We start from the raw sequence: 24,734 nt of genomic DNA, 5'->3' as shown, positions 1-24,734 counted from the left end.
TGCGCGATCACGACGCCGTAGGCACAAATCGCGACCTCCTGCGCACCAGCCCGAAGAACTCGCATGCTCGCCTTGCCCTGGAACGCCATCGACACCGTCCTGCTGGATATGGACGGCACCCTGCTCGACCTGCACTTCGACAACCACTTCTGGTTGCAACACCTGCCGCAGCGTTATGCCGAAGTGCATGGGGTTAGCCGCGCCTTAGCCGACGCCGAGCTGCTGCCATTGTTCCGCGAACACGCCGGTACGCTGAACTGGTACTGCACGGATTTCTGGAGCCGCGAGCTGAGCCTGTCGATCCGCGACCTCAAGCGGGAAGTGGCGCACCTGATCGCCCTGCGCCCGGACGCCGATACTTTTATCAGCGCCCTTCGCGATGCCGGCAAGCAGGTGGTGCTGATCACCAACGCGCACCGCGACTCGCTGTCCTTAAAGCTGGAACGCATCGAACTAGCGCCGTACTTCGACCGGCTGATCAGTTCCCACGACTATGGCTTCCCCAAGGAAGACCAGCAGTTCTGGCATGCCTTGCAGCTGGATTGCCCGTTTACTGCAGCACGCAGCCTGTTTATCGACGACAGCCTGCCAGTACTGCGCAGCGCCGCGCGCTTTGGCGTCGGCCACCTGCTCGCCGTGCGCCAGCCGGATAGCCAGGCGGGACCAAAAGACACTGAGGAGTTTGCCGCTGTAGAGGATTACCGAGCGTTGTTGCGCAACCTTGGTGGGAGCGACTGATGGCTTGTGGGAGAGGCTTTAGCCGCGACTGTCGCCGCTAAAGCGCCTCCTACAAAGGTGATGCCTGCTCGATTTACTCAGGAATACGCAGCACCTGGCCCGGATAGATTTTGTCCGGGTGGCTGAGCATCGGCTTATTGGCTTCAAAAATCTTCGGGTAATCATTGGCATTGCCGTATTCAGCCTTGGCAATCGCGCTCAGGGTGTCGCCCTTCTTCACCGTTACAAAGCGCGCCTCCGGGGCTGGCGTGGTGACCGTGATGTGGTCTTCCACCTCGGCCACACCGGCGACGTTACCGAGTGCCAGAAGGATTTTCTCCTTCTCTTCCTGACTGGCCACTTCGCCGCGAACAATGACTTTCTCACCCTCGACACTCACCTCAATAGCCGGGTTACCCAGGCCCACCTTGGCAACGTGCGCGGTCAGCGACTCAGCCGCTTGGGCCTCCTGGCCGACCAGTGATTCCCAGAGTTTCGTACCGGCTTCTTTGACAAAGGCAAACAGACTCATAAGGTTTCCTCTTGTTCCTTGGAAAGGGGCCGAGCACGTTGCCCGGAGCCAGCAGTCTAGACCCTGACTCGTGACAAAGGTGCTGCAACCGTACCTGTCGCTGTAGCCATCAAAGCATACCGTTTTGACCATCAGGCGGCGGCCAACAGCCTGCTAGAATCGCCGCACCCACCCCTCAAGGACCCATCATGGATATCAAGCAACTGAAATTCCTGATCGCCTTGGATGAAACCCGCCACTTCGGTCAGGCTGCCGCGCGTTGCCATATCACCCAGCCGACCCTGTCGATGCGCCTGCGCCAACTGGAAGACGAGCTGGGCCTGGAGCTGGTGCATCGCGGCCAGCGCTTCGAGGGCTTCAGTGCCGAGGGTGAGCGTATTCTGGCCTGGGCGCGCAGCCTGATGGCCGCGCACGACGGCCTGTATGCCGAGGCGGCCGCCTGCCGTGGGCAGTTGGTCGGCACCTTGCGCCTGGGTGTGGTGCCGCTGGCCGGCTTCGATCCGATGCGCCTGGTGCAGTTCTTCGCCGAACAACATGCCGGCCTGCACTTCCAGCTGTTTGCCCTAAGCAGCGAGGAGATTCTCGAACGCCTCGGGCGCAATCAGCTCGATCTTGGCCTGTCCTATCTCGACCGCCTCAACCCTGAGCATTTCGACAGCCTGGAGCTGGCCGAAACGCGCATGGGCCTGCTGTATGACCGCCGCCACTTTCAGTTCACCCGCCCGGCACTGCGCTGGGAAAGCCTGATCGACCTGCCGCTCGGCCTGCTCTCCGCTGGCATGCATTTTCGCCAGTCCATCGATCACAGCTTTCGCTCACGCGGCCTGACGCCCAATCCGCGCATGGAAACTGATGCCGTGCATCAATTGCTACAAGCCGTCAGCGCCGGCCTGTGTTGCGCGATCATGCCGCTCAACAGCGGTCTAGCCGAGTTCACCGAGCACCTGGCGCTGACGCCCATCGAGGACGCGCACACCCTCGCACCACTCGGCCTGATCATGCGCCGCAGTGCGCCGCGTTCAGCCCTGGCTGAAGCCTGCTTTGCCGAAGCGCACAAGCTGTTACCCGCTGCTGCGGACTGAAATGCCCGCACTTGAAGCCTTGATAGACAGCATCGATCACTAGATCGGTAACAGCGATTAGACGCACCCGCCACAGCGGCCTAGGCTGGCCCCATCACTCCGTGCCGGGAAGCCTTGCTCATGTCACGCCACGCGCCCACCAGCCCGCCCACCAGCGCGCCGACATTACTGCCAGCGCCCACCTACAGCTATGTCGAACTGGCAGATAGCCAGCAGGACGGCGCTGCAGCGCTGGCCAGCGAGACAGCCCTGGCGATCAGTTACAACGGCATCAGCCACAGCGTGATGATGGTTTCGCCCAGCGACCTTGAGGACTTTATCTACGGTTTCAGCCTGAGCGCCGGCCTGATCGACAGCTTCGATGAGATCTACGACATCAGTCTCCAGCAACATGACAACGCCATCAGCGCCGACGTGCAGGTCAGCAACCGCGCGTTCTGGGCACTCAAACGACAGCGCCGCACCTTAGCCGGTAATAGTGGCTGCGGCCTCTGCGGGGTGGAAGCGCTAGAGCAGGCACTGCCACACCTGCAAAACCTACCACCCAGCCCGCTGCCAGCACCGGGCCACCTGCAGGGGCTGCGCCAACGTATTCAAAGCGTACAAACCATGGCCCGTCACAGCGGCGCCGTGCATGCGGCGCTGTTTGTCGATGCTCAAGGGCAGATCCGCCTGTGCCGCGAAGACATCGGCCGGCATAACGCTCTCGACAAGTTGCTCGGTGCCCTGCACCGCGACGGTGAAGACCTGCGCCAGGGCTTTGCCGTGGTCACCAGCCGCTGCAGTCTGGAGCTGATCCATAAGGCGCTGCGCGCCGGTATCGGCACCCTGGTCAGCCTGTCAGCGCCGACCAGCCTGAGCGTGCAATGGGCACGTCAGCACAACCTCAACCTGATCCACCTGCCCCAGCAAAGCGCGCCACGGGTGTACAGCCCGGCAGCCGCGCCCGGAGTCGCCCGTTCATGAGCCTGCAACCGATCAAGCCGCGCTACCAACCCTACAAAGGGGCCGCCGCTGGCTGGGGCGCGCTACGCAGCGTGACGCACTTCTGGCTGGACAGTAAGCAGCCGTTCAAAAACCTCCGCGCCTTGCTCAAGACCAATCAGCACGGCGGCTTCGATTGCCCGGGTTGCGCCTGGGGCGACTCGCCGAAAGACGGCCACATCAAGTTCTGTGAGAACGGCGCCAAGGCAGTCAACTGGGAAGCCACCAAACGCCGCGTGGATGCCACCTTCTTCGCCCGCTATAGCGTCAGCCAACTGCGCGAGCAGAGCGATTATTGGCTTGAATACCAGGGCCGCCTGACCGAGCCGATGCGCTATGACGCGGCTAGCGATCATTACCTACCGATCAGTTGGGACGCTGCATTTAACCTGATCGCCGAGCACTTGAAACAGCTAGAGAGCCCCAATCAGGCGGAGTTCTATACTTCGGGCCGCGCCAGCAACGAGGCGGCTTACCTGTATCAGCTGTTCGTGCGCGCCTTTGGCAGCAACAACTTCCCCGACTGTTCCAACATGTGCCACGAAGCCAGCGGCGTGGCCCTCGGCCAGAGCGTCGGCGTGGGCAAAGGCAGCGTCACCTTCGCCGACTTCGAACACAGCGACGCGATTTTCGTGCTCGGGCAGAACCCTGGCACCAACCACCCGCGCATGCTCGAACCCCTGCGCGAGGCGGTAAAGCGCGGCGCTCAAGTGGTGTGCTTCAACCCGCTGAAAGAGCGCGGCCTGGAACGTTTTCAGCATCCGCAACATGCCCTTGAAATGCTCACCAACGGCTCCGAACCCCTGAATACCGCCTTCTTCCGTCCCGCCTTGGGCGGTGACCTGGCGGCTTTGCGCGGCATGGCCAAATTCCTCCTGCAATGGCACCGCGAAGCGCTGGCCAAGGGCGAGCCGGCCGTCTTTGATCTGGCGTTTATTGCCGAGCACACCGACGGTGTGAACGGCTACCTGGCGTTGCTTGATGCCAGCAGCTGGGACTCGCTGATCGAACAATCCGGGCTGAGCCTGGATGACTTGCAGCACGCCGCCTTGCTCTACCGCCGCGCCGAGCGGGTGATCATCTGCTGGGCCATGGGCATTACCCAGCACCACAACTCGGTGGCGACCATCCAGGAAATCGTCAACCTGCAGCTGCTGCGCGGCAACCTCGGCCGACCCGGTGCTGGTCTGTGCCCGGTGCGCGGCCACAGTAACGTGCAGGGCGATCGCACCATGGGCATTAATGAGCGGCCCACCACGGCCTTTCTCGATGCACTGCAGCAGCGCTTTAAATTCCAAGTGCCGCGCGCGCAGGGTCACAACACCATCGAGGCGATCAACGCCATGCTCGATGGTCAGGCCAAGGTGTTTATCGGCCTGGGCGGCAACTTCGCACAAGCCACCCCGGACAGCCCACGCAGCCATCTAGCACTGAGCCGCTGCGCACTGACCGTGCAGATCAGCACCAAACTCAACCGCAGCCACCTAACCACCGGCAGCGACGCGCTGATCTTGCCGTGCCTGGGCCGTACCGATATAGACCACCAGGTTGGTGGCCCGCAAGCAGTGACCGTGGAGGACTCATTCAGCATGATCCACGCCTCCTACGGCCAACTCGAACCGCTGTCGCCCCAGATGCGCTCGGAGCCGGCGATCATCGCCGGTATTGCCAAAGCCACCCTGGGCGACCACCCGGTGGAGTGGGACGCGTTGATTGCCGATTACCAGCGCATCCGCGTGCTGATTGCCGAGACCATTCCTGGCTTCAGCGATTTCAACCAGCGCCTGCAACACCCTGGTGGCTTCTACCTGGGTAATGCGGTGGCCGAACGGCGCTGGCTCACTCCCAGCAAAAAAGCCAACTTCAAGGCCAACCCGCTGCCCGCAGACCTGCTGCCCGCACAGGTGCGCAACAGCGGACAGACACCGGACCTGATCCTGCAAACCCTGCGCTCCCATGATCAGTACAACACCACCATCTACGGCTTGGATGATCGCTACCGCGGGGTCAAGGGCCAGCGCCAAGTGCTGTTTGCCAACGAAGCCGACATCCTGCGCTTAGGCTTCCAGCCGGGACAGAAGGTCGACATTCACTCAATCTGGGATGATGGCATTGAACGTAAGGTCGCCGGTTTCACCCTGCTGGCCTTCGACATTCCCGCCGGCCAGGCCGCCGCCTACTACCCAGAAGCCAATCCCTTGGTGCCATTGGCTAGCTACGGTGAAGGCAGTTTCACCCCCACCTCGAAGTACATCGCCATCCGCCTAGAGGCCAGCCAAGCCGAGGCGCGCATCCTGTAAAGCGTTGCGCTGGCGCGACAATCACAAATTCGACCGGTGGCAGGGACTTTTTCCATCGAAATGACCTCTAAGCCTATGCCGTGGTCACACTAACGTGTGATCACGGTGCGAATGTGTTGCCCTTAAAAAATCAGCAACTTAAATTTCGCATGCCCATTTAGCTAAGAAGGTCTGCCCTATGCGTACATTATTTTCTGCGCTGTTAATTAGCGCCCTGACCTCTTCACTGGCCTTCGCCGGCGATACCGGCAAAGTCGCCATTGGCAGCGGCCTCGGCGGCGTTGCGGGGAACGTGATCGGCCAACAAGTCGGTGGCAGCACCGGCGCGGCGATTGGTGCGGGGCTCGGTGGGGCGGCGGGCGGTGTGATCACCGCGCGTGACGGCAACAAAACCGAAGCGGCGCTGGGTGGTGGACTGGGTGCCGCCGGTGGTTCGGTGCTCGGCGACAAAATGGGCGGCAGCACTGGATCGCTCATCGGCGCAGGCCTCGGCGGCGCGGCAGGTGGTGCACTGGCCAATGAGTATGCCGGTGGTAACGAGCGCGACGGCGGCCACTCCCACGGCAAAAAACACAAGAAGCATAAAAAGCACAAACACCACTGAGTGCTGATTGTTGATGAAAAAAAGCCGCTTAACCGCGGCTTTTCTTTGTCCGGCGATTAACACTTTGCGCCAGCGACTTGAGCCGCGACTGCAGCGTAACGCTTCGTCTACGCGGCAGGCTCTATCAACAGCCGCATCAGCGCCGCGCGCAAGACCTCGGGAATACTTACCGGGCGATTGTTGCTGCGGTCGACGAAGACATGTACGAAGCGCCCTGCCGCACAGGCTTCATCCTCACCCGCCTTGAACACCGCCAGCTCGTATTGCACCGAGCTGTTACCCAACTTGCCAACGCGCAAGCCAACCTCGATAGCGTCGGGGAAAGCGATGGAGGCGAAGTAGTCGCAGCTTGAACTGACCACAAACCCCACCACGTTGCCGTTATGAATATCCAGGCCGCCAACTTCGATCAGGTAGGTGTTCACCGCACTGTCGAAGAAGCTGTAATAGGTGACGTTATTCACATGGCCATAAACATCGTTGTCGTGCCAGCGCGTGGTAATCGGCTGGAAATGGCGGTAGTCGTCACGCAAGTGTTGAGGTTGGCTCATTAGGGGTCCTTGCGGTTAGCGGGAAACACACGCATCCCGGCTTTTTTAGGAGCTGGCTTGCCCATGAATTTCAGTGGCGCGCTGATCGCCAATCGCGGCTAAAGCCCCTCCCACGACCGAGGCGCGGTTGTGGGAGAGGCTTTAGCCGCGCCATGGCCTCAATAGGCCACTTGGTAAATCGCCAGGGCATGCGCCTCGGTCATTTCCCGCGGATTATTCACCAACAGACGTTGCTGCTGCATGGCATCGCGGGCCAGGGTCGGCAACATGGACTCAGGCACCCCCGCATCACGCAAACGGGTCGGCAAGCCACTGCGCACACTGAAATCAGCCAGCGCGCCAATCAGTTGCTCGGTCTGCTCCAGCTCGCTGCCGGCGCGCAACGCGTCACCCAGCACCAACGGCGCCAACTCGGCATACAAGGGTGCAGCCGAACGGGCGTTAAAGCCCAGTACATGGGGCAGCACCAGCGCGTTGCTCAAGCCGTGAGGAATATGGAAATGCCCACCCAGCGGATACGCCAGGGCATGCACCGCCGCCACCGGCGCGTTAGCAAACGCCTGCCCGGCCAGGCAGGAGCCGAGCAGCATGGCCTGGCGCGCCTCGCGGTTGCCGCCATTGTTCACCACTTCATCCAGATTGGCGGCGAGCAGGCGCAATGCTTCACGTGCGAGCAGGTCAGACAGCGGGTTCTTCTTGAGCTTGCTGGTGTACGCCTCGATCGCATGCACCATGGCGTCGATGCCGGTTGCCGCCGTTACGGCCGCCGGCAAACCGAGGGTCAACTCGGCATCCAGTATCGCTAAATCAGGCAGCAGCAACGGCGATACCACGCCCATCTTGGTGGTGGCACCGGTGGTGATGATGGAAATCTGCGTGACTTCCGAGCCAGTACCGGCAGTGGTCGGCACTAGAAACAGCGGCAAACGCTGACCCCGAGCATTACCGACGCCATAGATGTCCACCAGCGCCTGACTGCACTCGGGGTGCGCTAGCAAGGCCACCAGCTTGGCCACATCCATCGAGCTGCCGCCGCCAAAACCGACAATCAATTCGGCCTTGAGTGCCTGGGCCTGCGCCACTGCAGCGAGCAGAATCGTCTCGGGCGGGTCGGCCACCACCTGATCGAATACCTCGACGCTCAAGCCAGCACGAGTAAAGCCCGCCAGCACCTCGTCGAGCAGCCCAAGCTTGCTAATGCCAGGGTCGGTGACGATCAGCACCCGCTGCGCGCCGCGTTCACGGCACAGATCAGCCAGACGCTGAGAGGCGCCGATTTCGCAGAGAATCTGCGCGGTGGTGGCAAAACTAAAGGGCAGCATGGAGCGTCCTCTTGATGTCTTAGGTTGCACGCGTATACGGCTCATCCTACGCGCCTCAGAAAGCGAAACTCGCCTCATCCATAACCATTAGGCACGTGGCACCGCCCAGCAGTGCCTCACGGTGGCTGCTGGCGCGCGGCAACACACGACGCAGGTAAAAGTCAGCTGACTGCAACTTGGCCTGATAAAAAGCGGGCTCGCCTGCCGCGGACTCCAAGGCATCCTGCGCCCGCGCCGCCGCCTGCAGCCAGAAGCCGGCCAGCAGCACATAGGCCGAATACTGGAGAAAATCCACCGAGGTCGCGCCAATCTCCTGCACGTCGCGCTGGCTGGCGGCAATCACCTCGGCGCTAAGCTCGCGCCATTCACCCAGACGGCTTTGTACAGTTGTGGCCAGAGCTGCCAGTGCCGGGCGCGCTACGTGGGCATCACACAGCTCGCTGAGTTCGGCCTGCAGCGACGACAGTTCGGCGCCACCGTCGCCGAGCACCTTGCGACGGATATAGTCCAGCGCCTGAATGCCGTTGGTGCCTTCATACAACTGAGTGATACGGCTGTCGCGCATCAGCTGCTCGATGCCCCACTCGCGGATAAAACCGTGCCCGACGTAGACCTGCACCGCATGGCTGGCGACTTCCTGGCCCATGTCGGTAAAGAAGGCTTTGACGATGGGGATCAGCAGCGCCGCGCGTTTACCGGCGGCCTTGCGCGCGGAGGCATCGGGGTGGCCGTGTTCGAGGTCGAGCTGACGCGCGCAATACACGGCGAGCATGCGGCTGCCCTCGACCAGGCTCTTTTGGGTCAGCAGCATGCGCCGCACATCCGGGTGGTGGATGATCGGGTCAGCCGCCTTGCCCGGTTCCGCCGGCCCGCTCAACGCCCGCGACTGCAAGCGCTCGCGGGCATAACGCAGCGCGCCCTGAAAAGCCGCCTCGCCGATGCCCAGGCCCTGCAAACCGACCTGAAAACGCGCGTCGTTCATCATGGTGAACATACCCGCCAGGCCCTGATTAGCTTCGCCGAGCAGCCAGCCGGTGGCACCGTCGAAGTTCATCACGCAGGTCGACGCGCCCTTGATGCCCATCTTGTGCTCAATGGCGCCGCAAGACAGCGCGTTACGCTGGCCTGGCGTGCCGTCGGCAGCGGCGATAAATTTCGGCACCAACAACAGAGAGATGCCCTTCACCCCGGCTGGCGCATCCGGCAGACGCGCCAGCACCAGGTGGATGATATTTTCCGACAGATCCTGCTCGCCACCGCTGATAAAAATCTTGCTGCCGCTAACCTTGTAGCTGCCGTCCGCCTGCGCCTCGGCCTTGGTGCGCAACAAGGCCAGGTCGGTGCCAGCCTGCGGTTCAGTCAGGCACATGGTGCCAGTCCACTGGCCGCTGACCAGCTTTTCCAGATAGGCGCCCTTGAGCGCCTCGCTACCGTGTTTGTACAGCGCCAGCACCGCGCCTTCAGTCAGCCCGGAATACACCCGGAACGACAACGATGCGCCCATTAGCATCTCGTGGAAGTTGCACGCGAGCATCTGCGGCAGCGCCTGGCCACCGTACTCGCTCGGCCCGGTCATGCTCGCCCAGCCGTTATCCACATACTGCTGATAAGCCTCGGCAAAGCCATCCGGGGTGCTTACTTGGCCATCACGCAACAGGCAACCTTGTTCGTCGCTGTTGCGGTTGAGCGGTGCCACCACCTCGGCGGTGTAGCGCGCGCCCTCTTGCAACACGCCGTCGATCAACTCACGGTCGAGGCCGTTGCCGAGCAGCGCGCAATGGCCACTGATATCGAACAATTCATGCAGGACGAAACGCATGTCACGCAGCGGGGCCTGATAGCTCATACCCGCTCCTCTTGCACATCAGCAAAGCGCTGGCCACTGCTGGCCAGCGTTTCAATCAGTGCAGCCGGCTGCCAATGGCTGCCAAAGTGGCGTTGCAGGTTCTGCAAACGGCCGAGGATGCCCGCCGCGCCCTGACTATCGGCCCAGCTCATCGGCCCGCCTTTTTCCGCCGGGAAACCGTAGCCGTTTAGGTAGACCAGGTCGATGTCATGGCTGTTAGCGGCGATGTTTTCTTCAAGGATTTTTGCGCCCTCATTAACCAGCGCCAGCAAGCAGCGCTCAAGGATTTCCTCGGGGCCAATCTCGCGGCGGCTAAACCCAAGCTGCTCGGACACTTGCAGCACCAGCGCATCCACCTCGGGATCGTGCTCGGCCTGGCGGCTGCCTTCGGCGTAGCGGTAATAACCCATGCGCGCCTTCTGACCGAAACGGCCGAGGCCGCAGAGGCGGTTATCCACCTGCACCGCAGGATCATCCTGGCCCTTGCCCGCCAGCTCGCGAGCGCGCCATTCAAGATCAATCCCGACCACGTCGTACATGCGGAACGGGCCCATGGCGAAACCAAACCCCTGCAGTGCGGCATCCACTTGATGCGGGTATGCCCCTTCGAGCAGCAGCATGCGCGCCTCACGCACGTAGGTGTGCAGCATGCGGTTGCCGATAAAGCCGTCGCAGTTGCCGGCCACCACGCTGACCTTGCCGATACGCCGGCCCAGTGCCACGGCCGCATCCAGCACCGCCGGTGCAGTCTTGGCGCCGCGCACAATTTCCAGCAGTTTCATGATGTGCGCCGGGCTGAAGAAGTGCAGGCCCAGCACCTGCTCAGGGCGCTGAGTGACGGCAGCAATCGCGTCGATGTCCAGTGCAGAGGTGTTGCTGGCCAGGATCGCGCCCGGCTTCAAGGTGACGTCCAACGTGCGGAAGATCTGCTGCTTGAGTTCGAGGTTCTCGTACACCGCCTCGATCACCAGGTCGGCATCCGCCAGCGCCGCGTAATCGCCCACCGGGGTCACGCAAGCCAGGCGCGCCGCCGCCTGCTCGGCGCTGATGCGGCCAAGCTTGAGGTTATGGGCATTGGTCTCGGCGACCACGCTCATGGCCTGATCGAGCATCTGCGGATTGTTATCCAGCCATAACACCTGAATCCCAGCGTTGGCCAGGCTCATGACAATACCGCGGCCCATGGTGCCCGCCCCGATCACGGCGGCTTGTTCGAGGGTGAAAGCAACTTGGCTCATGCGGTGCCTCTTGATCAGCTGAAGAAAATTCGCCAACCACCATAAGCAAGGCGTTACTATTTTTGAAATTTAGTCTTGTGATAAGTCGTATTCAGCTGATGAATATCTCAACGTTCGACCTCAACCTGCTGCGCGTGTTTGATGCACTGATGCGCGAGCACAATGTTTCCCGCGCCGCTGAACGCCTGTCACTCAGCCAACCGGCAGTGAGCAATGCCCTGAATCGCTTGCGCGAACTGCTCGACGATCCGCTGCTGGTGCGGGTCGGCCGCAGCATGCAGCCAACCCCACGGGCGCTGGCTCTAGAGGCGCCGATTCGCAGCGCCCTGCAGCAAATCGAACAAAGCCTGCAGTGCGGCGAGGCCTTCGACCCCGCCAGCAGCCGACAGCGCTTCAGTATCGCGGTCACTGACTATGTTGAGCTGATCTGCATGCCGCGCCTGCTCGACCAACTCCGCCAGCAGGCACCCGGCATGTGCATCGACATCCGCCACCTGAGCCCCAGCTTACCCGCCGAGGCGCTGGACAAAGGTGAGCTGGATTTAGTGCTGGGACGCTTCGAAGATATCCCCGCGCGGTTCGCCCGCCGGCACTGGATGAGTGAAACCCTGCAACTGGCGTTGCGCCGTGACCATCCGCTGGGCGCAGGGTTAATGGACCTGGAGCGCTTCCTGCAACTGCGCCACCTCTGGGTGCACGGCGGCCAAACCCGTGGCATGGTTGACCAGTGGCTCGGCGAGCAGGGCCTGTGCCGCGATATTTTCTACACCACGCCCAACTACCTGCAGGCCGCGCATATAGTCGCCAGCAGTGAACTGGCGGCCGTGCTGCCCACCCAACTGGCACGCCACTTCGCCACCCTGCTGCCGTTGCAACTGTTTGAACTGCCCTTCGCCCTCGGCCCCTTTCACCTCGAAACCGTAAGCCTGGCGCAGCGTCAGCGCGACCCGGCGCTGCAATGGCTGATCGAGCAGATTATCGCCATCGCTCAGAACTGAACCGGCTGGCCGGTCAGCAAAGCCTTCCTATACTCAGCGCTACGATTAAGCGGCGCTGGGGGCAACTATGGGCAAGTCCGGTTGGCTACTGCTGGGCGTACTGATGGGCGGCATGGCCGAGGCGGCCAGCCTGGATATCGAGCTGCTCGACCAGCAGGGCAAACCCCTCGCCGACGCGGTTGTATGGGTCGAGCCGGGGCCCGGCCAACCGAGCACCGCACACGTGGTGATGGACCAGCAGAAACGCCAGTTCAGCCCCTATATCCTGCCGGTGCAAGTCGGCACCACGGTGAGTTTTCCCAACTCTGACCCGATCAACCATCACGTCTATTCCTTCTCCCCGGCCAAGCGCTTCGAGCTGCGCCTGCACCAGCAGAACGCCGCCCCGCAGGAGCTGCGCTTCGACCAGCCTGGCCTGGTGACCCTGGGCTGCAATATCCATGACTGGATGCTCGGTTTTATCCTGGTACTGGACAGCCCCTGGTTCGCCCAGACCGACGCCAAAGGCCGTGCGCGCCTGGCGTTCGATACGGCCGCCGGGCAAACCCTGCACCTCTGGCACCCGCGCCTAAGTGACGCCAGCGCAGCGCTGAGCCGCGCCCTGCCAAACGCCAGCCAGCTGACCTGGCAATTGGACGCACCGCTCAAGCGCGACCCCAGGCCGAAGACTCCGACCATGCGCCCACAAGGCAAAGGCGGCTACACGCCATGACCCTGCGCGGCAAAATTCTGGGTTTCTTTCTGCTGTTGCTGCTGGCGGTGATGGTGCTGCTGTTGGCCCTGGTTTATCGCTCCACCTACCAGCACACCCTGAGCCAGGTCGCCGGTCAGCTGGACTTTGCCCACGCGGTGCTGAGCAACGAACTGCAGAGCCGACGCCAAGCGCAAAGCGCCATGGCGGACCTGATCGCCAAAGACTTCACCCTGCTCGGCGAGATCGCTGACCTGGTCGCCAGCCCACAGCAGGAGGCGCAGTCGCTGTCCGCCGCACTGGAGTCCTTCACCTCACGCAGCCAGGCCAGCTTTGCTTTGGTCAGCGCCCCCGAAGGGCTGATTCTCGCCGGCACCAGCGGCGAACTGCTGCCCGGCAACCCACTGCCCTGGAACGACCTGTTCGACCCCAATGACCCGCAGAGCGCAGAACGTTTGGTGGTATTCGGTGAACGGGTGCTGCATATCAACGCCACGCCGATCTTCGCCCCCCGGCCCAACCTGATGGGCTGGCTGTTGATGGCCTTCGAGTTGGACGACCAGGCCGTCAGTCACCTGGCACGCCTCAGCGGCGCTGATGTGGCACTGCTCGACGGCCGCCCTGGCCAGTACAGGGTCCTGGCCAGCAACCTGGCGGCGCTGTCGCGTGCCGAACTGGCCGGCCAGCAGCTGCCGAATGCCAACGGCGTGTTCCGCTTTGACCTGCAAGGCCTTGAGCAAGTCGCCCTGCGTGCGCCGTTGACGGGCACCAGCGGAGCCTTGCAGGTGCTGCTGATGCGCTCGCTGTCGGCCGAGCTGGCCGACTACCAACCGTTGCAATGGCAATTGGCAGGCATCTTCGCCATCGCCCTGCTGCTCGCCGGCCTCGGTGCGCTGTGGATCGCCAATACGGTCAGTCGGCCGCTGAGCCAAATGGTCGAAAACGTGCGGCGCATCGCCAGCGGCGACTATCAGGGGGCGATGCAAGTGCCGCCCAATCAGGCCAGCGGTGAGATCGGCTTGCTCGCCCGCGAATTCATCGCCATGCAGCAAGGCATCGCCGAGCGCGAAACCACCATCAGTTTCCTCGCCTACCGTGACCCACTGACCGAACTGGCCAACCGCAACCGCTTCGTTGCCGAACTGCAGCAGGCACTGGTGCACTGCCAACCGGGTGAAGGCGTGGCGGTGCTATTGATGGACCTGGACAACTTCAAGGACCTTAACGACACCCTCGGCCACGAGGCTGGCGACGTGCTGCTGTGCCAACTCGCCGAACGCCTCAACGCACTGTTACGCCCTCACGAGCAACTGGCGCGCCTGGGCGGCGATGAGTTTGCCTTGCTGATCAGCCCTTGCCAGCCCAGCCTGCTGATCCCTGCCGCCGAGCACTACCGCACGGCCCTGCATGAACCCTTTGCCGTACGCGGCATCAGCATGGTCCTTAACGCGACAGTCGGTATTGCGCTTTACCCGGACCACGGAGAAAGCGCCGGCAGCCTGCTGCAACACGCCGAAGTAGCGATGTACCTGGGCAAGCAGCAGCGCTCACACTACGCCCTCTACCGCCCGGAGCTGGACCGTCACAGCCTGCTGCGTCTGGCGCTGATGAGCGAGTTGAAAGGTGCAGTGGAAGGCGGCCAGCTCAGCCTGTACTTCCAGCCCAAGCTGAATATCCGCGCACGTAGCCTGTATGGCGTGGAATGCCTGGTGCGCTGGATTCATCCGGTGCACGGCTTTATCGCACCCGATGAATTTATTCCCCTGGCCGAGCAAACCGGCAATGTCTGCGCCCTGACCCGCTGGGTGGTGCGCACTGCCGTGGCGCAGAGCCGCGCCTGGCATGAGCAGGGCCTGGACCTGAAAACCGCGATCAATGTCTCGGCACTGGACCTGGCCGATCCTGGCTTTGCCGGCTTTATCGCCGCTCAGTTGCGCGAACATGACGTCGCACCTGCCTGTCTGGTGGTGGAAATCACCGAGAGCGCAGTGATGGCCGACCCGGAACTGGCGATGGGCCAACTGCAGCAGCTGTTTGAACTGGGCGTGCTTTTATCGATCGACGACTACGGCACCGGCTACTCGAGCATGGCCCAACTCAAACGCCTGCCGGTGCATGAGCTGAAGATCGACAAATCCTTTGTTCTCGACCTATTGAGCAACCCCGATGACGACATCATCGTGCGCTCGACCATTGAGCTGGGGCACAACATGGGCCTGAAAATCGTCGCCGAAGGGGTCGAAACCGAGGCCATTCTCGAACGCCTCGATCAGCTCGGTTGCGATATCGCCCAGGGTTACCTGCTGAGCAAACCGCTGCCGCCCGCGGTCTTTGCCGAATGGCTCACCGCCACCCAATGGCGGCTGCCTCGCCAGGTGAATTGAACAGGCTTGCAAAGGGGCGAGTGGAACCAGCCCTTTGCAAGCGCACGATCAGTCTGGCTGGTCTTTACGCAGCGCGACGGGTTCCAGCTCTTCCTTGCGCGCCCGAGCGCGGGCTGTGCGCAGGCGGATGTTGACGGCCTCAACGGCCAGCGAGAAGGCCATGGCGAAGTACACATAACCCTTCGGCACATGCACGCCGAAGGCTTCGGCGACCAGCACGGTACCCACCACAATGAGGAACGACAGGGCGAGGATTTTCAGACTCGGGTGCTTGTCGATAAAGTCGCTGATGGTACTCGCTGACAGCATCATCACGATCACCGAGATGACGATGGCCGCCACCATGACTGGCACGTTGTCGACCAGGCCGACTGCGGTGATTACCGAGTCCAGGGAGAACACGATGTCGATAATCGCGATCTGCACGATGATGCCCATAAAGCCATAGGTCTTGCCACCCACGGCTTGAGCTTCTTCTTCGCCTTCAAGGCTATGGAAGATCTCGGCAGTGCTCTTCCACAACAGGAACAGGCCACCGAAGAATAGAATCAGGTCACGGCCGGAGAAGCCTTGGTCGAACACATGGAACAGGTCAGCCGTCAGGCGCATCACCCAGCTAATCGACAACAGCAGCAGAATTCGCGTACCCATGGCCAGCGCCAGGCCGAAGAAACGCGCCTTGGGTTGCTGATGTTTAGGCAGGCGGCTGACCAGGATCGAGATAAAGATGATGTTGTCGATGCCGAGGACAATTTCCAGGGCAGTCAAGGTCAGAAAAGCGACCCAGAGTTCAGGGCTGGCCAACCATTCCATGATGCTTAAACCTCAGTGTTTCGTGGGGAGGGAAGTTCGCCATTGCGCCAGCGGCGCACAGCTTTTTGAAAAAACAGGCTATTGGGAATTTGTACCCAGGCGCCAGGTGCATCGCCGCTGAGGTCTTCCAGGGTGGTGTAGAACAGGTTGATTGCCACCACTCGCCCGCGCACGCCGGGTTTGTCAGCACTCTCCAGCACCTCGACGCAATCGCCGAGGCGGAACGGCGCCATGGCGAAGATCAGCAGCGCACAGAACATGTTGGACAACACGCTCCAGATCGCGAAAAAGGCGATCGCTGCCACCGCCGCAAAGCCTGTGAGCGCGGTCCACAGCACCTGAGCAGAGACTCCCAAGCGCTCCAACACCAGCATAAAAGCGCTGCCCAAGATCAACCAACGCACCAGACCGCGCAGCGGCATCAGCAGTTCGGCCGGCAACTGCGGATAACGGTTGCCCAGGCGGGTGATGCCGCGAGTCAGGATGCGCTGCAACAGCCAGGCTAACAGCAGGATCAGAATGATTTGACCGGCCCTGAGCAACGGCTCACGCCAGGTCATCAGCCATTCCAGCGTCGGCAGGGTGATGTTCAACTGGCGGCCTCCAGTTCAGCCTGTAAGGCTTCCAAGGTTTCCAGTGCCGACATCCAGCGCTCTTCGAGATCGGCTTCACGGCTTTTCAGCTTGGCTTGTTCGGCCAAGGCATCACGCAGTTGATCTTTCTGTGCGGCTTCGTAGATGCCGCCATCACCCAAGCGGGTTTCCACGGCGGCGAGCTGGGCATGCAACTGGCCCAGTTCTTTCTCCAGCTTGTCGGCTTCGCGTTTGTGCGGGGCCAACTGCTGACGCAAGGCCGCAGCGGCCTGACGCTGTACACGCTTGTCGGCTTTATCCACGCCACTTTCGCCACCGCTGGTTGGCGCTTGCCGCGTGCGGTAATCCACCAGCCAGCGGGCGTAGTCTTCCAGGTCACCATCGAACGACTGCACCTGACCATCAGCCACCAACAAAAACTCATCGGTGGTGCTTTTCAGCAAATGCCTGTCGTGAGAAACCACCACCACGGCGCCACTGAATTCCTGCAAGGCCATGGTTAGCGCCAGGCGCATTTCCAGGTCGAGGTGGTTGGTGGGTTCATCGAGTAGCAGCAGGTTGGGCTTGCCCCAGGCAATCAGCGCCAAGGCCAGGCGGGCTTTCTCACCACCGGAGAAGTTCAGCACCGGCTCGTCGCAGCGTGGGCCACGGAAGTCGAAACCACCGAGGAAATCGCGCAGGGTCTGTTCCCGCTCAGTCGGTGCCAGGCGCTGGAAGTGCAACAGCGGGCTGGCCTTGTCATCCAGGGCGTCGAGCTGATGCTGGGCAAAGTAGCCAACCACCAGGTTCTCGCCACGCTGCAAACGGCCGCTGATCGGCTGCAGCTCATTGGACAGGTTTTTGATCAGGGTCGACTTACCCGCACCATTCGGCCCGAGCAAGCCAATGCGCGCGCCGGGAGCCAGGTTCAGTTTGACCTTCTCCAGCACCACCTTGTCGCCATAACCGAGGCGACCTTCGCTCAGGTCCAGCAGCGGGCTGGAGATCTTGTCGGCTTCACGGAAGCTGAAATCGAAGGGCGAATCGACATGGGCGGCAGACAACTCCTCCATGCGCTCCAGCGCCTTGATCCGGCTCTGTGCCTGACGGGCCTTGGTGGCCTGAGCCTTGAAGCGCGCAATGTACTTTTCCATGTGCGCACGCTGCACTTGCTGCTTCTCGTACGCTTGCTGCTGCTGCGCCAAACGCTCGGCACGGGTGCGTTCAAACGCCGAATAACCGCCGCGATACAGCGTCAGCTTCTGCTGATCGAGGTGGGCTACGTGATCGACCACGGCATCGAGAAAGTCTCGGTCGTGGGAGATCAGCAGCAAGGTGCCCGGATAGTTTTTCAGCCAGCTTTCCAGCCAGAGAATCGCGTCCAAATCCAAGTGGTTGGTTGGCTCATCGAGCAGCAGCAGGTCGGAGGGGCACATCAAGGCCTGCGCCAGGTTCAGGCGCATACGCCAGCCACCCGAGAAATCGCCAACCCGGCGATCCATCTGCGCACTGTCAAAGCCCAGGCCGGCGAGCAGCTTGCGCGCCCGCGCATCGGCGCTGTAACCGTCGAGGGTGTCCAGTTCGGTGTGTAAGCGCGCCACTGCAGTGCCGTCATGGGCGGCTTCGGCCACGGCCAAATCGGCCTGCACTCGGCGCAGTTGCACGTCGCCGTCGAGTACGTAGTCCACCGCCTGGCGCTCGACCGCGTCGATCTCCTGGCGCATATGGGCCACACGCCAATCGGCGGGAATCAGGCAATCGCCCGCGTCCGCACTCAGCTCGCCACGAAACAGGGCAAACAGGCTGGATTTGCCGGCGCCATTGGCGCCGATCAGGCCGGCTTTGTGGCCGGGGTGCAGGGTCATCTCGGCATCTTCTAACAGACGCTGAGGGCCACGCTGTAAAGTCAGGTTCAGAAGTCGGATCATAATGGCGGCGGAGTCTACCAGAGTCCCTTTAGGGTCTGTTCCCGTTTCATCGCGAGCCGCGTTGCCGCGAGAAATGGCCCCCGGTTAGGCGCAGGACGCAGGTAATGGTTATTCCCTTGCCAAGTCCTGCAACAACAGCGGGGGCCATTTCCCGCGCAACCCAAAGGGCCGGGCCTGTTTTTGCGCAATACTGCGTTTCTCGACACTCATTTGGAACAACCACAAAAACGCAGGGAGCGTTTTTGCGCGCAAGCCCCGAAGGGGTTAAGCACATGGATGTGCTGAACAAACTTCGTGTCTCGTGCCTTGCCTCGCGCAAAAACAGGCTCCGACGCGGCCGTGAATGAAACGGGAACAGACCCTAGTGAAACCCGGAAAGCACCATGCCTACTGACCTGTGGCGATTCGCCGAAACCCTGTATCAACGCCCTGGCGTCGAGGCTGCGTGCCTGCAGCTGCAAGCCCAAGGGGCGGATGTATGCGTGCTGCTCTGCGCTGCCTGGCTGGAGCGCCGACAAGTTGCCTGCACCGAGGAGCGTACCGAGGCGTTGCGCGCTCTAGCGCAGCCCTGGCAACAGCAGGTGGTGGTGCCGCTACGCCAATTGCGCCAGAGCTGGCGTGAGCTGGCGCAGAGCGATAACGCCCTGACGCAGTTACGTGACCAGGTCAAAAAACTCGAGCTGGCCGCAGAACGCGAGCAGCTGGAACGCCTGGAGGCGTGTACTCAAGATTGGTCAAACGGCGTGGCGAACGCGCCGCCGAACTGGCTGGAACGCCTGGCGCCCCAGCCCGGCAACCGCGATGCGCTGCAAACGCTGCGCATCGCGGCGGCACACCTCAGCGCTTAAACAGCGCTTGGCGGGGTACTGCCATTGCTGCCGACAGCTGCAGCAGGCGCTTCGGCAGCCGCTGCTTTAGCAACAGCTGGCTTGGCGGCAACCGGTTTAGCGGCAGGCTTGGCGGCGGCGTTCTTCACCACCGGCTTAGCTGCAGGTTTTGCAGCTGCTTTGACCGCGGGTTTGCTGGCGGGTTTAGCCGCAGGCGCCTTCTTCACTGCCGGTTTAGCCGCTGCCTTGGCAGGCTGTGCACCCGGCTTGCTCGCGGCAGGCTTGGCCGTGCTGGCTGCTGGTTTCTTCGCTGCAGGTTTAGCAGGGGCCTTGGCTGCAGGTTTTGCGGCGGCGGGAGCTTTGCTTGCGGCCTTGACCGGGGCTTTAGCTGGAACCTTGGTGGCTGGCGTAGCCGCTTTAGCCGCTGGCTTGGCCGAAGCTTTGATCGCGGCCGGCTTGGCAGTCGGTTTAACTGCAGCAACCTTGGCCGAGCGGTTGTCCAATGCCTTGCTTACGGCCTCTTTAACCTTACCCACGCCTTGGGCCAGCTTCAGGCTTTCCTGAGCATCACGCTTGAGTCCGGCGATGTAGGTGCGGGTTTCACTCTGACGGTCTTTCAGGGTATCGAGCAGTTGCTCCAGCTCCACCACAGCTTCTTTACCCTTGGCCTGCGCCTTGGCTTTGCCGGCTACTGCGGCATCCTGCATTTTGCTGCGGGCTTTATGCAGTTTTTCCTGGGCTTTACCGCGTTGCTTTTCCAGCTTGGCGAGCAGTTTTTCAGCATCAACCAACGCGCGCGTGCAGGCATCTTCAAGATGCTCAAGCAGGCTACTGGAGAGTTGCTGCAACAGGTGCAGCGGGGTGCTCACTGACTTCTTCTTTGCATTCTTTGTAGCCGACATAACGCGCCTCCTGGCGGATTAAGATGGCGCCATACTAGACCGCCTTTTGTTCGCCTTGCCACCTCGCCGCGCCTGACTGGCATAATCGGCGCACCTTCGGCCGGAGAACGCCCATGTTACGTGTCACCCTGCTACTGCTCTGCTTGCTCGCCCCCTTCGCTCAAGCGCACGAGCACGCTCACGATCTGGCTTATAGCCTGGGGGTAAAACTTGGTGAGCGGCTGCGCGACGAGGTGCCTGATCTGGAGCTGCAAGCCCTGCTCGATGGCTTGCGTCAGGCCTATCGCAATGAACCGCTGACACTGGATGCCGCGCGCATCGAAAGCCTGCTGGCTGAGCATGAAGCCCAGCTAGCCAACGCCCCGGAACGCATCGAGAAAGCCAAGACAGCCGAACAGCGTTTTCTTGCTGCTGAGAAAGCCAAGGCCGGCGTACGCGTACTGCAGGATGGCGTGCTGATGCAGGAATTACGCGCGGGCAGCGGCCGCAAACCGGGACCGAAAGACCGTATACAGGTGCGTTATATCGGTTTCTTGGCCGATGGCAGCCAGTTCGACGAAAGCCAGACCGCACAGTGGTTTCGCCTGGATAGCGTAATTGCTGGATGGCGCAGCGCGCTGCAGAAGATGCCGGTGGGCGCACAATGGCGTTTGGTGATTCCTTCGGCCCAGGCGTATGGCGAAGAAGGTGCGGGGGATTTGATCCCTCCCTACTCACCCCTGGTGTTCGAGCTGGAGTTGCTCGACACCAAGGAGTAACGCATCAGATAGCAGGCGCAGCCTGTTCCTGATGGGCGTTATGGAGGACTTCGATCAGGCAGTCTTCCAGCTCGAAACGTTCGTGCAGCAATTGACCCAAGCGTTTCAACTCATCCAGCAGCGAAACCGAGTCTTGGCAATCGCCTTTGTCGCAGCGGTCATTGAATGCCAGCGCCACTTCGGTGATCACCTCGATACGCGGGTAAATCTGCTTGGCCAGCTCGAGGCCACGCTGATCCCCAAACGCCTTGGCTTCGCTGGTTAGCTGTTCATAGACTTCAAAATGGCCAGCCGACACGTAGTCGACAAGGATTTCGCAGAAGTGCTGCAAGGTCTCAGCGCTCGGTGCCTGCGCTGAACCATTAATGGCGGCGTACGCCTCCACCAGCTCTTTGCGCTCTTGCAGCCAGCGGTCAATCAGCAGGTGAACTCCACCCCATCGTTCTTGGGCGTTCTGACAACTCTCGAGCATGATGACCTCTACTTCCCTATTGCTATTAGTGTTGTTCGCCTGCATCGAGACAGATTTTTGTCAGTCGCTGCAAGGTCTGGGAAGACAACCGTGAAACGGCAACTTTCCGGCGGTACTACGGGCCAGATTATTCCCGCAGGCCTAAGCCTTCAAGACAGCTCTGGAGAAAATTTCATACAAGCGTTTAAACAGTGATTACTCGGCCCTCTTCGCCGCAGCGGGCTTGTAAAAGCTCAAGGTCACTTGGCCAAGATCAACGCCCCACTTGGACATGCGCGCCCGGTTAAGCATCACCTGATCGTCCATCAGGTACATCCAATCATCAAAATCAACCACATAGCTTGAGTCGTCGACCTGCAAACGCAGCTGGTAACGCCAGTTCAGCGCGTTGCCGGCGATGTGCCCGACCGCCTCACCGACAACGTCATCGGCGGTGCCGCGCCAACTGCCGTCGGCTTGTTTTCTTAGGGTCCAGATGCGGCGTTCGGTCGTGCCATCGCTGTAGGTAAAGCGCTCATCTAGCACGCCAACCTCGCCTTCCCAAGTGCCGGTCATGGCGACATGGAAGCGTTTGACCACCTCCCCGGAGCGGTTCTGGAACATACCCCAGGCCTGCAAGTCGCCGCTGAAGTAATCGCTCATCTCCAGGCGCGGCTGCTCACGGGCGTAATCACTCACCTGCGGGCCGGCGCAACCGGCCATTAGCGTCATCAAGCAAAACAGCAACAAGGTCCGCATACACACCTCGATCAACGACTCAGTCAGGTGGCCGCTGGCAATGCCGGCGGGCACAAGCGCGGATCGAGCAGGCGCAGGGCTTCCTGATACAGACCATTGCTGCGTTCCACCTCACCCAATTGCGCCAGCAGGCGCGCCAGCTCGGTACAGGTTTCCGGGTGACGCTGGAAGGTCAGGCTGCTTTCCAAATAGTCCTTGGCCTTGCCCCATAGCTGACTGTGCAAACACAACCGAGCAAGCGTCAGCAACAGCCCAGCATCCTCTGGATGCTGCTTCAACCAACCCTCGGCCGTCTGCAACTGCAGGCTCACATCACGACCATGGAGCAAACCATAGAGGCGCACCAGCGTTACGTCGTAGTGCTGCTTCAAGGCATGCCGTAGCAGCTCTTCCGCCTCGGCCTCGGCGCCCAGCACGCGCAGCTGCTCGGCATACACCGCTAAGAGTTCGGGTTCACGATGCTGCGCTGTTGGCATGGCTTGCCAAGCCTGTTGCAAGACGGCCAGAGTGGCCGGGACGTCTGCATTGAGCTGTCGCCCAGCCTGCAGCAAACGCCCGCGCCAAGCCTGGCGCTCCAGCTCACTCAACTCGGCGTTACCCAGGGCTTTTTCCTTACGCAGATCGGGCAATAAGCCGACCAAGGCCGACCAGTCACCCGCCTGCAGATAGAGCTGCTGCAGCTGGCGCAATACCAGATGGTGATGCGGATGATGCGCACGCATAACCTGCAGCGTCTCCAGCGCATCCGCCGTCTGGCCACGCGCCAGTTGCAGTTCGGCATGCTGCAAGGCTATCGCCAGCTCCGCCTGTGGCTGGCGGTTGAGCGCCTGCTCCAGCAAGCTGTCACTGTCTTCGTAATGCCCCAACTGGTTTGCCGCTTGCGCCGCACCCAGGTAATAGCTCAACGGTTGCGGCGAGCTATGAGCCGCCTGCTTCAAGTGCCGCAGAGCACGCGCCCAGCGACCTTCTGCAAGATCGAGAAAGCCCTGCTCAGAGGCCAGGCGAACACGACGACGGCTGTGCAAGCGTGACCAGGGATTGAGCAACCCACCGGATGTCACCAACAGCCTTACGCTCAGACGGGCCAGGTAAATCAGCAGCCCAAGCACCAGCAGCAACCCCACAAAAGCCCATAGGCTGGACTCGTAGCGAAAGCCCTGAAAAGCAATCAGCACATAACCCTTGTGCTCGGCCAGCGGCAGGCCGAATAACATCAGGCTGGCGACGCCTGCCACCAGCGCCAGAATCAGCAGCAACCAAGACAGACGCTTCATTGCAGCGCCTCCTGCAATTGCGCCTCGACATCATCGGCATCCGCAGCGACGGGCTCAGCCTCGACCTTGTGCTGGCTGCGCGCCGACTGCTTGGCCTGGATATAAGCCTGCACGGCATTCAACGCTGCGCTGAGGTCCGGGGGCGTCACCGCAATCGGACGCTCGACCAGCTCGTCAATACGCGTGCGCAGTGCGCGACTGTTGGGGTTATCCACATCAAAATGGGCATCCAGCACCTCACGTGCCTGTTGCAATGCCTGTCGGTAAACATCGCTTTGGCCGTGCAATGCTCCCCATTGGGCCTGCTCCAGCGCCAAGCTAAGGGCCAGGCGCACCTGGGTTAAGCTCTGGCCTGAGAGTAACGGGCGGATATTGCCGTCTGCATTGAAGTCGAGACGAAAGTATTGCGCCAAGGTTTGCAGGCCTCGCTGCCACCACTGCGGTTCGGCAGCGCCTTCGGGGGCCGCCAGTTCGTTAAGTACGCCGCCCTCACCATTGAATTCCGGGGCCTTGGCATTGAGCTGGGCGGCCTGCTCGCGCAGTGCGCCAAGCTGCAGAAACAGCCCTGTGCGGTCCGGGTTAAGGGTCGAGCGCAACGCTTGCAGACTCTTGGCCAGTTGTTCACGTGCCGCAAAGGCCGCAGGGTCATCCTGCTCATGCAGAATGTCATCAGCCGCCTGCACCAAGGCGGTGGCGCTGTTGATGTCTTGCAAAGCGGACAAGCGCAGGCTGGCTAGACGCAGCAGATGCTCGGCCTCGGCTAAACGCCAATCCTGACGACTGGCCCCAAGCACGGTTTCCAGACGCTGATTGAGCAGTTGCTGATCACTCTGCAGCTGCGTCAGCAGGCGCCGGCGGCTATCCAGCTCGACAACGCTAGGCAGTTGGTTCAGCTGCTCTTTAAGCTGCTCACCCGTTTGTGCCAAGCGCTGCGCCTCGTTGCGTGCCTCCTGCAACTGGCCCACCTGTTGTTGCCCACGAGCATCCAGCGCTTGCAGCTGCCACACGCCCCAGCCGCCCACCCCAACACCTGCAGCCGCGACCAACAAAGCCAGCAGCGCCAGGCCGTTACCACGCGCGGCCGGTTTGCTCGCGACTGACGCCGGCGGAACCGGCAATTCCTTAGCCACATCCAGCGCTGCTTGATCGTGACTGTTTGGGGTTTGCTCTTTCGGGGTAGTTGCTTCGCTCACGTATCCAT

General features: G+C 61.6%; 22 protein-coding genes and 1 pseudogene. 10 read left to right on the top strand and 13 right to left on the bottom strand.

The window, feature by feature from the left end; genetic code table 11:
* The first annotated feature begins 63 nt into the window (after nt 1-63).
* Nucleotides 64-738 (top strand): GMP/IMP nucleotidase, encoded by a 675-nt coding sequence (gene yrfG / locus D8779_RS08960; RefSeq protein ID WP_136664063.1) that lies wholly within the window; start codon nt 64-66, stop codon nt 736-738.
* 73 nt (nt 739-811) lie between these two features.
* Here yrfG and lysM read toward each other — a convergent pair whose 3' ends face one another.
* On the bottom strand, nt 812-1,249 hold the full coding sequence (gene lysM / locus D8779_RS08955) for a peptidoglycan-binding protein LysM (protein WP_136664062.1): 438 nt from the start codon (nt 1,247-1,249) through the stop codon (nt 812-814).
* A 188-nt stretch (nt 1,250-1,437) separates the two neighbouring features.
* Between lysM and D8779_RS08950 the strand changes: the two genes are divergently transcribed.
* From D8779_RS08950 to D8779_RS08935, 4 genes are all read left to right on the top strand, one after another.
* Nucleotides 1,438-2,331, top strand: coding sequence for a LysR family transcriptional regulator (locus D8779_RS08950; RefSeq protein WP_136664061.1), 894 nt, complete (start codon nt 1,438-1,440; stop codon nt 2,329-2,331).
* A gap of 120 nt (nt 2,332-2,451) precedes the next feature.
* The gene (gene fdhD, locus D8779_RS08945) at nt 2,452-3,297 is read left to right on the top strand and encodes a formate dehydrogenase accessory sulfurtransferase FdhD (protein ID WP_136664060.1); all 846 of its coding nucleotides are present in this window, start codon (nt 2,452-2,454) and stop codon (nt 3,295-3,297) included.
* On the top strand, nt 3,294-5,615 hold the full coding sequence (locus D8779_RS08940) for an FdhF/YdeP family oxidoreductase (RefSeq protein ID WP_136664059.1): 2,322 nt from the start codon (nt 3,294-3,296) through the stop codon (nt 5,613-5,615). Before fdhD ends, D8779_RS08940 begins: the two co-directional genes overlap by 4 nt.
* A gap of 178 nt (nt 5,616-5,793) precedes the next feature.
* Nucleotides 5,794-6,219, top strand: coding sequence for a glycine zipper domain-containing protein (locus D8779_RS08935; protein WP_136664058.1), 426 nt, complete (start codon nt 5,794-5,796; stop codon nt 6,217-6,219).
* A gap of 107 nt (nt 6,220-6,326) precedes the next feature.
* Here the strand turns inward: D8779_RS08935 and D8779_RS08930 are convergent, their stop codons facing one another.
* The 4 genes from D8779_RS08930 to D8779_RS08915 form a co-directional block, all read right to left on the bottom strand.
* On the bottom strand, nt 6,327-6,770 hold the full coding sequence (locus D8779_RS08930) for an acyl-CoA thioesterase (protein ID WP_136664057.1): 444 nt from the start codon (nt 6,768-6,770) through the stop codon (nt 6,327-6,329).
* Nucleotides 6,771-6,928: 158 nt separating this feature from the next.
* Nucleotides 6,929-8,092 (bottom strand): iron-containing alcohol dehydrogenase, encoded by a 1,164-nt coding sequence (locus tag D8779_RS08925; protein WP_136664056.1) that lies wholly within the window; start codon nt 8,090-8,092, stop codon nt 6,929-6,931.
* A gap of 55 nt (nt 8,093-8,147) precedes the next feature.
* Nucleotides 8,148-9,938, bottom strand: coding sequence for an acyl-CoA dehydrogenase C-terminal domain-containing protein (locus D8779_RS08920; RefSeq protein ID WP_136664055.1), 1,791 nt, complete (start codon nt 9,936-9,938; stop codon nt 8,148-8,150).
* Nucleotides 9,935-11,176, bottom strand: a complete 1,242-nt coding sequence (locus tag D8779_RS08915; protein WP_136664054.1) for a 3-hydroxyacyl-CoA dehydrogenase — start codon at nt 11,174-11,176, stop codon at nt 9,935-9,937. Before D8779_RS08915 ends, D8779_RS08920 begins: the two co-directional genes overlap by 4 nt.
* Before the next feature lie 98 nt (nt 11,177-11,274).
* Here D8779_RS08915 and D8779_RS08910 point away from each other — a divergent pair, with 98 nt between their 5' ends.
* The 3 genes from D8779_RS08910 to D8779_RS08900 all read left to right on the top strand — a co-directional run bounded on the left by D8779_RS08910 (nt 11,275) and on the right by D8779_RS08900 (nt 15,249).
* The gene (locus tag D8779_RS08910) at nt 11,275-12,174 is read left to right on the top strand and encodes a LysR family transcriptional regulator (protein WP_136664053.1); all 900 of its coding nucleotides are present in this window, start codon (nt 11,275-11,277) and stop codon (nt 12,172-12,174) included.
* Nucleotides 12,175-12,241: 67 nt separating this feature from the next.
* Nucleotides 12,242-12,886 carry a methylamine utilization protein gene (locus tag D8779_RS08905; protein ID WP_136664052.1) on the top strand — a complete coding sequence of 215 codons (645 nt, stop codon included), beginning with the start codon at nt 12,242-12,244 and terminating at the stop codon, nt 12,884-12,886.
* Nucleotides 12,883-15,249, top strand: coding sequence for a putative bifunctional diguanylate cyclase/phosphodiesterase (locus D8779_RS08900; protein ID WP_136664051.1), 2,367 nt, complete (start codon nt 12,883-12,885; stop codon nt 15,247-15,249). Before D8779_RS08905 ends, D8779_RS08900 begins: the two co-directional genes overlap by 4 nt.
* A 48-nt stretch (nt 15,250-15,297) precedes the next feature.
* Here the strand turns inward: D8779_RS08900 and D8779_RS08895 are convergent, their stop codons facing one another.
* From D8779_RS08895 to D8779_RS08885, 3 genes are read right to left on the bottom strand one after another with little or no spacing between them, the layout of a single operon-like run.
* The gene (locus D8779_RS08895; RefSeq protein ID WP_136664050.1) at nt 15,298-16,062 is read right to left on the bottom strand and encodes a TerC family protein; all 765 of its coding nucleotides are present in this window, start codon (nt 16,060-16,062) and stop codon (nt 15,298-15,300) included.
* A 5-nt stretch (nt 16,063-16,067) separates the two neighbouring features.
* Nucleotides 16,068-16,622, bottom strand: coding sequence for a mechanosensitive ion channel domain-containing protein (locus D8779_RS08890; protein WP_415755949.1), 555 nt, complete (start codon nt 16,620-16,622; stop codon nt 16,068-16,070).
* A 29-nt stretch (nt 16,623-16,651) separates the two neighbouring features.
* The gene (locus D8779_RS08885) at nt 16,652-18,562 is read right to left on the bottom strand and encodes an ATP-binding cassette domain-containing protein (protein WP_136664049.1); all 1,911 of its coding nucleotides are present in this window, start codon (nt 18,560-18,562) and stop codon (nt 16,652-16,654) included.
* Nucleotides 18,563-18,945: 383 nt separating this feature from the next.
* Here D8779_RS08885 and D8779_RS08880 point away from each other — a divergent pair, with 383 nt between their 5' ends.
* A complete protein-coding gene (locus D8779_RS08880; RefSeq protein ID WP_136664048.1) occupies nt 18,946-19,410 on the top strand; it encodes a TIGR02444 family protein in 465 nt (154 codons plus the stop codon).
* A 2-nt stretch (nt 19,411-19,412) separates the two neighbouring features.
* Here the strand turns inward: D8779_RS08880 and D8779_RS08875 are convergent.
* Nucleotides 19,413-20,291 (bottom strand): annotated as a pseudogene (locus D8779_RS08875) (AlgP family protein); the annotation flags it as partial.
* 113 nt (nt 20,292-20,404) lie between these two features.
* Between D8779_RS08875 and D8779_RS08870 the strand changes: the two are divergent.
* The gene (locus tag D8779_RS08870) at nt 20,405-21,049 is read left to right on the top strand and encodes an FKBP-type peptidyl-prolyl cis-trans isomerase (protein ID WP_136664046.1); all 645 of its coding nucleotides are present in this window, start codon (nt 20,405-20,407) and stop codon (nt 21,047-21,049) included.
* Between the two features lie 4 nt (nt 21,050-21,053).
* Here the strand turns inward: D8779_RS08870 and rsd are convergent, their stop codons facing one another.
* The 4 genes from rsd to D8779_RS20785 form a co-directional block, all read right to left on the bottom strand.
* Entirely contained in the window at nt 21,054-21,521 is a 468-nt protein-coding gene (gene rsd, locus D8779_RS08865) for a sigma D regulator (protein WP_136664045.1), read from the bottom strand.
* 195 nt (nt 21,522-21,716) lie between these two features.
* Complete coding sequence (locus D8779_RS08860) at nt 21,717-22,259, bottom strand: DUF3833 domain-containing protein (protein ID WP_136664044.1); 543 nt, start codon at nt 22,257-22,259, stop codon at nt 21,717-21,719.
* A gap of 23 nt (nt 22,260-22,282) precedes the next feature.
* The gene (locus D8779_RS08855; RefSeq protein WP_136664043.1) at nt 22,283-23,533 is read right to left on the bottom strand and encodes a heme biosynthesis HemY N-terminal domain-containing protein; all 1,251 of its coding nucleotides are present in this window, start codon (nt 23,531-23,533) and stop codon (nt 22,283-22,285) included.
* Nucleotides 23,530-24,726, bottom strand: coding sequence for a uroporphyrinogen-III C-methyltransferase (locus D8779_RS20785; RefSeq protein WP_420875598.1), 1,197 nt, complete (start codon nt 24,724-24,726; stop codon nt 23,530-23,532). Before D8779_RS20785 ends, D8779_RS08855 begins: the two co-directional genes overlap by 4 nt.
* Nucleotides 24,727-24,734: the final 8 nt, after the last annotated feature.

It is taken from the genome of Pseudomonas leptonychotis, from assembly GCF_004920405.1.
Taxonomy (GTDB): domain Bacteria; phylum Pseudomonadota; class Gammaproteobacteria; order Pseudomonadales; family Pseudomonadaceae; genus Aquipseudomonas; species Aquipseudomonas leptonychotis.
This window is presented reverse-complemented; position numbering and strand designations above follow the sequence as displayed.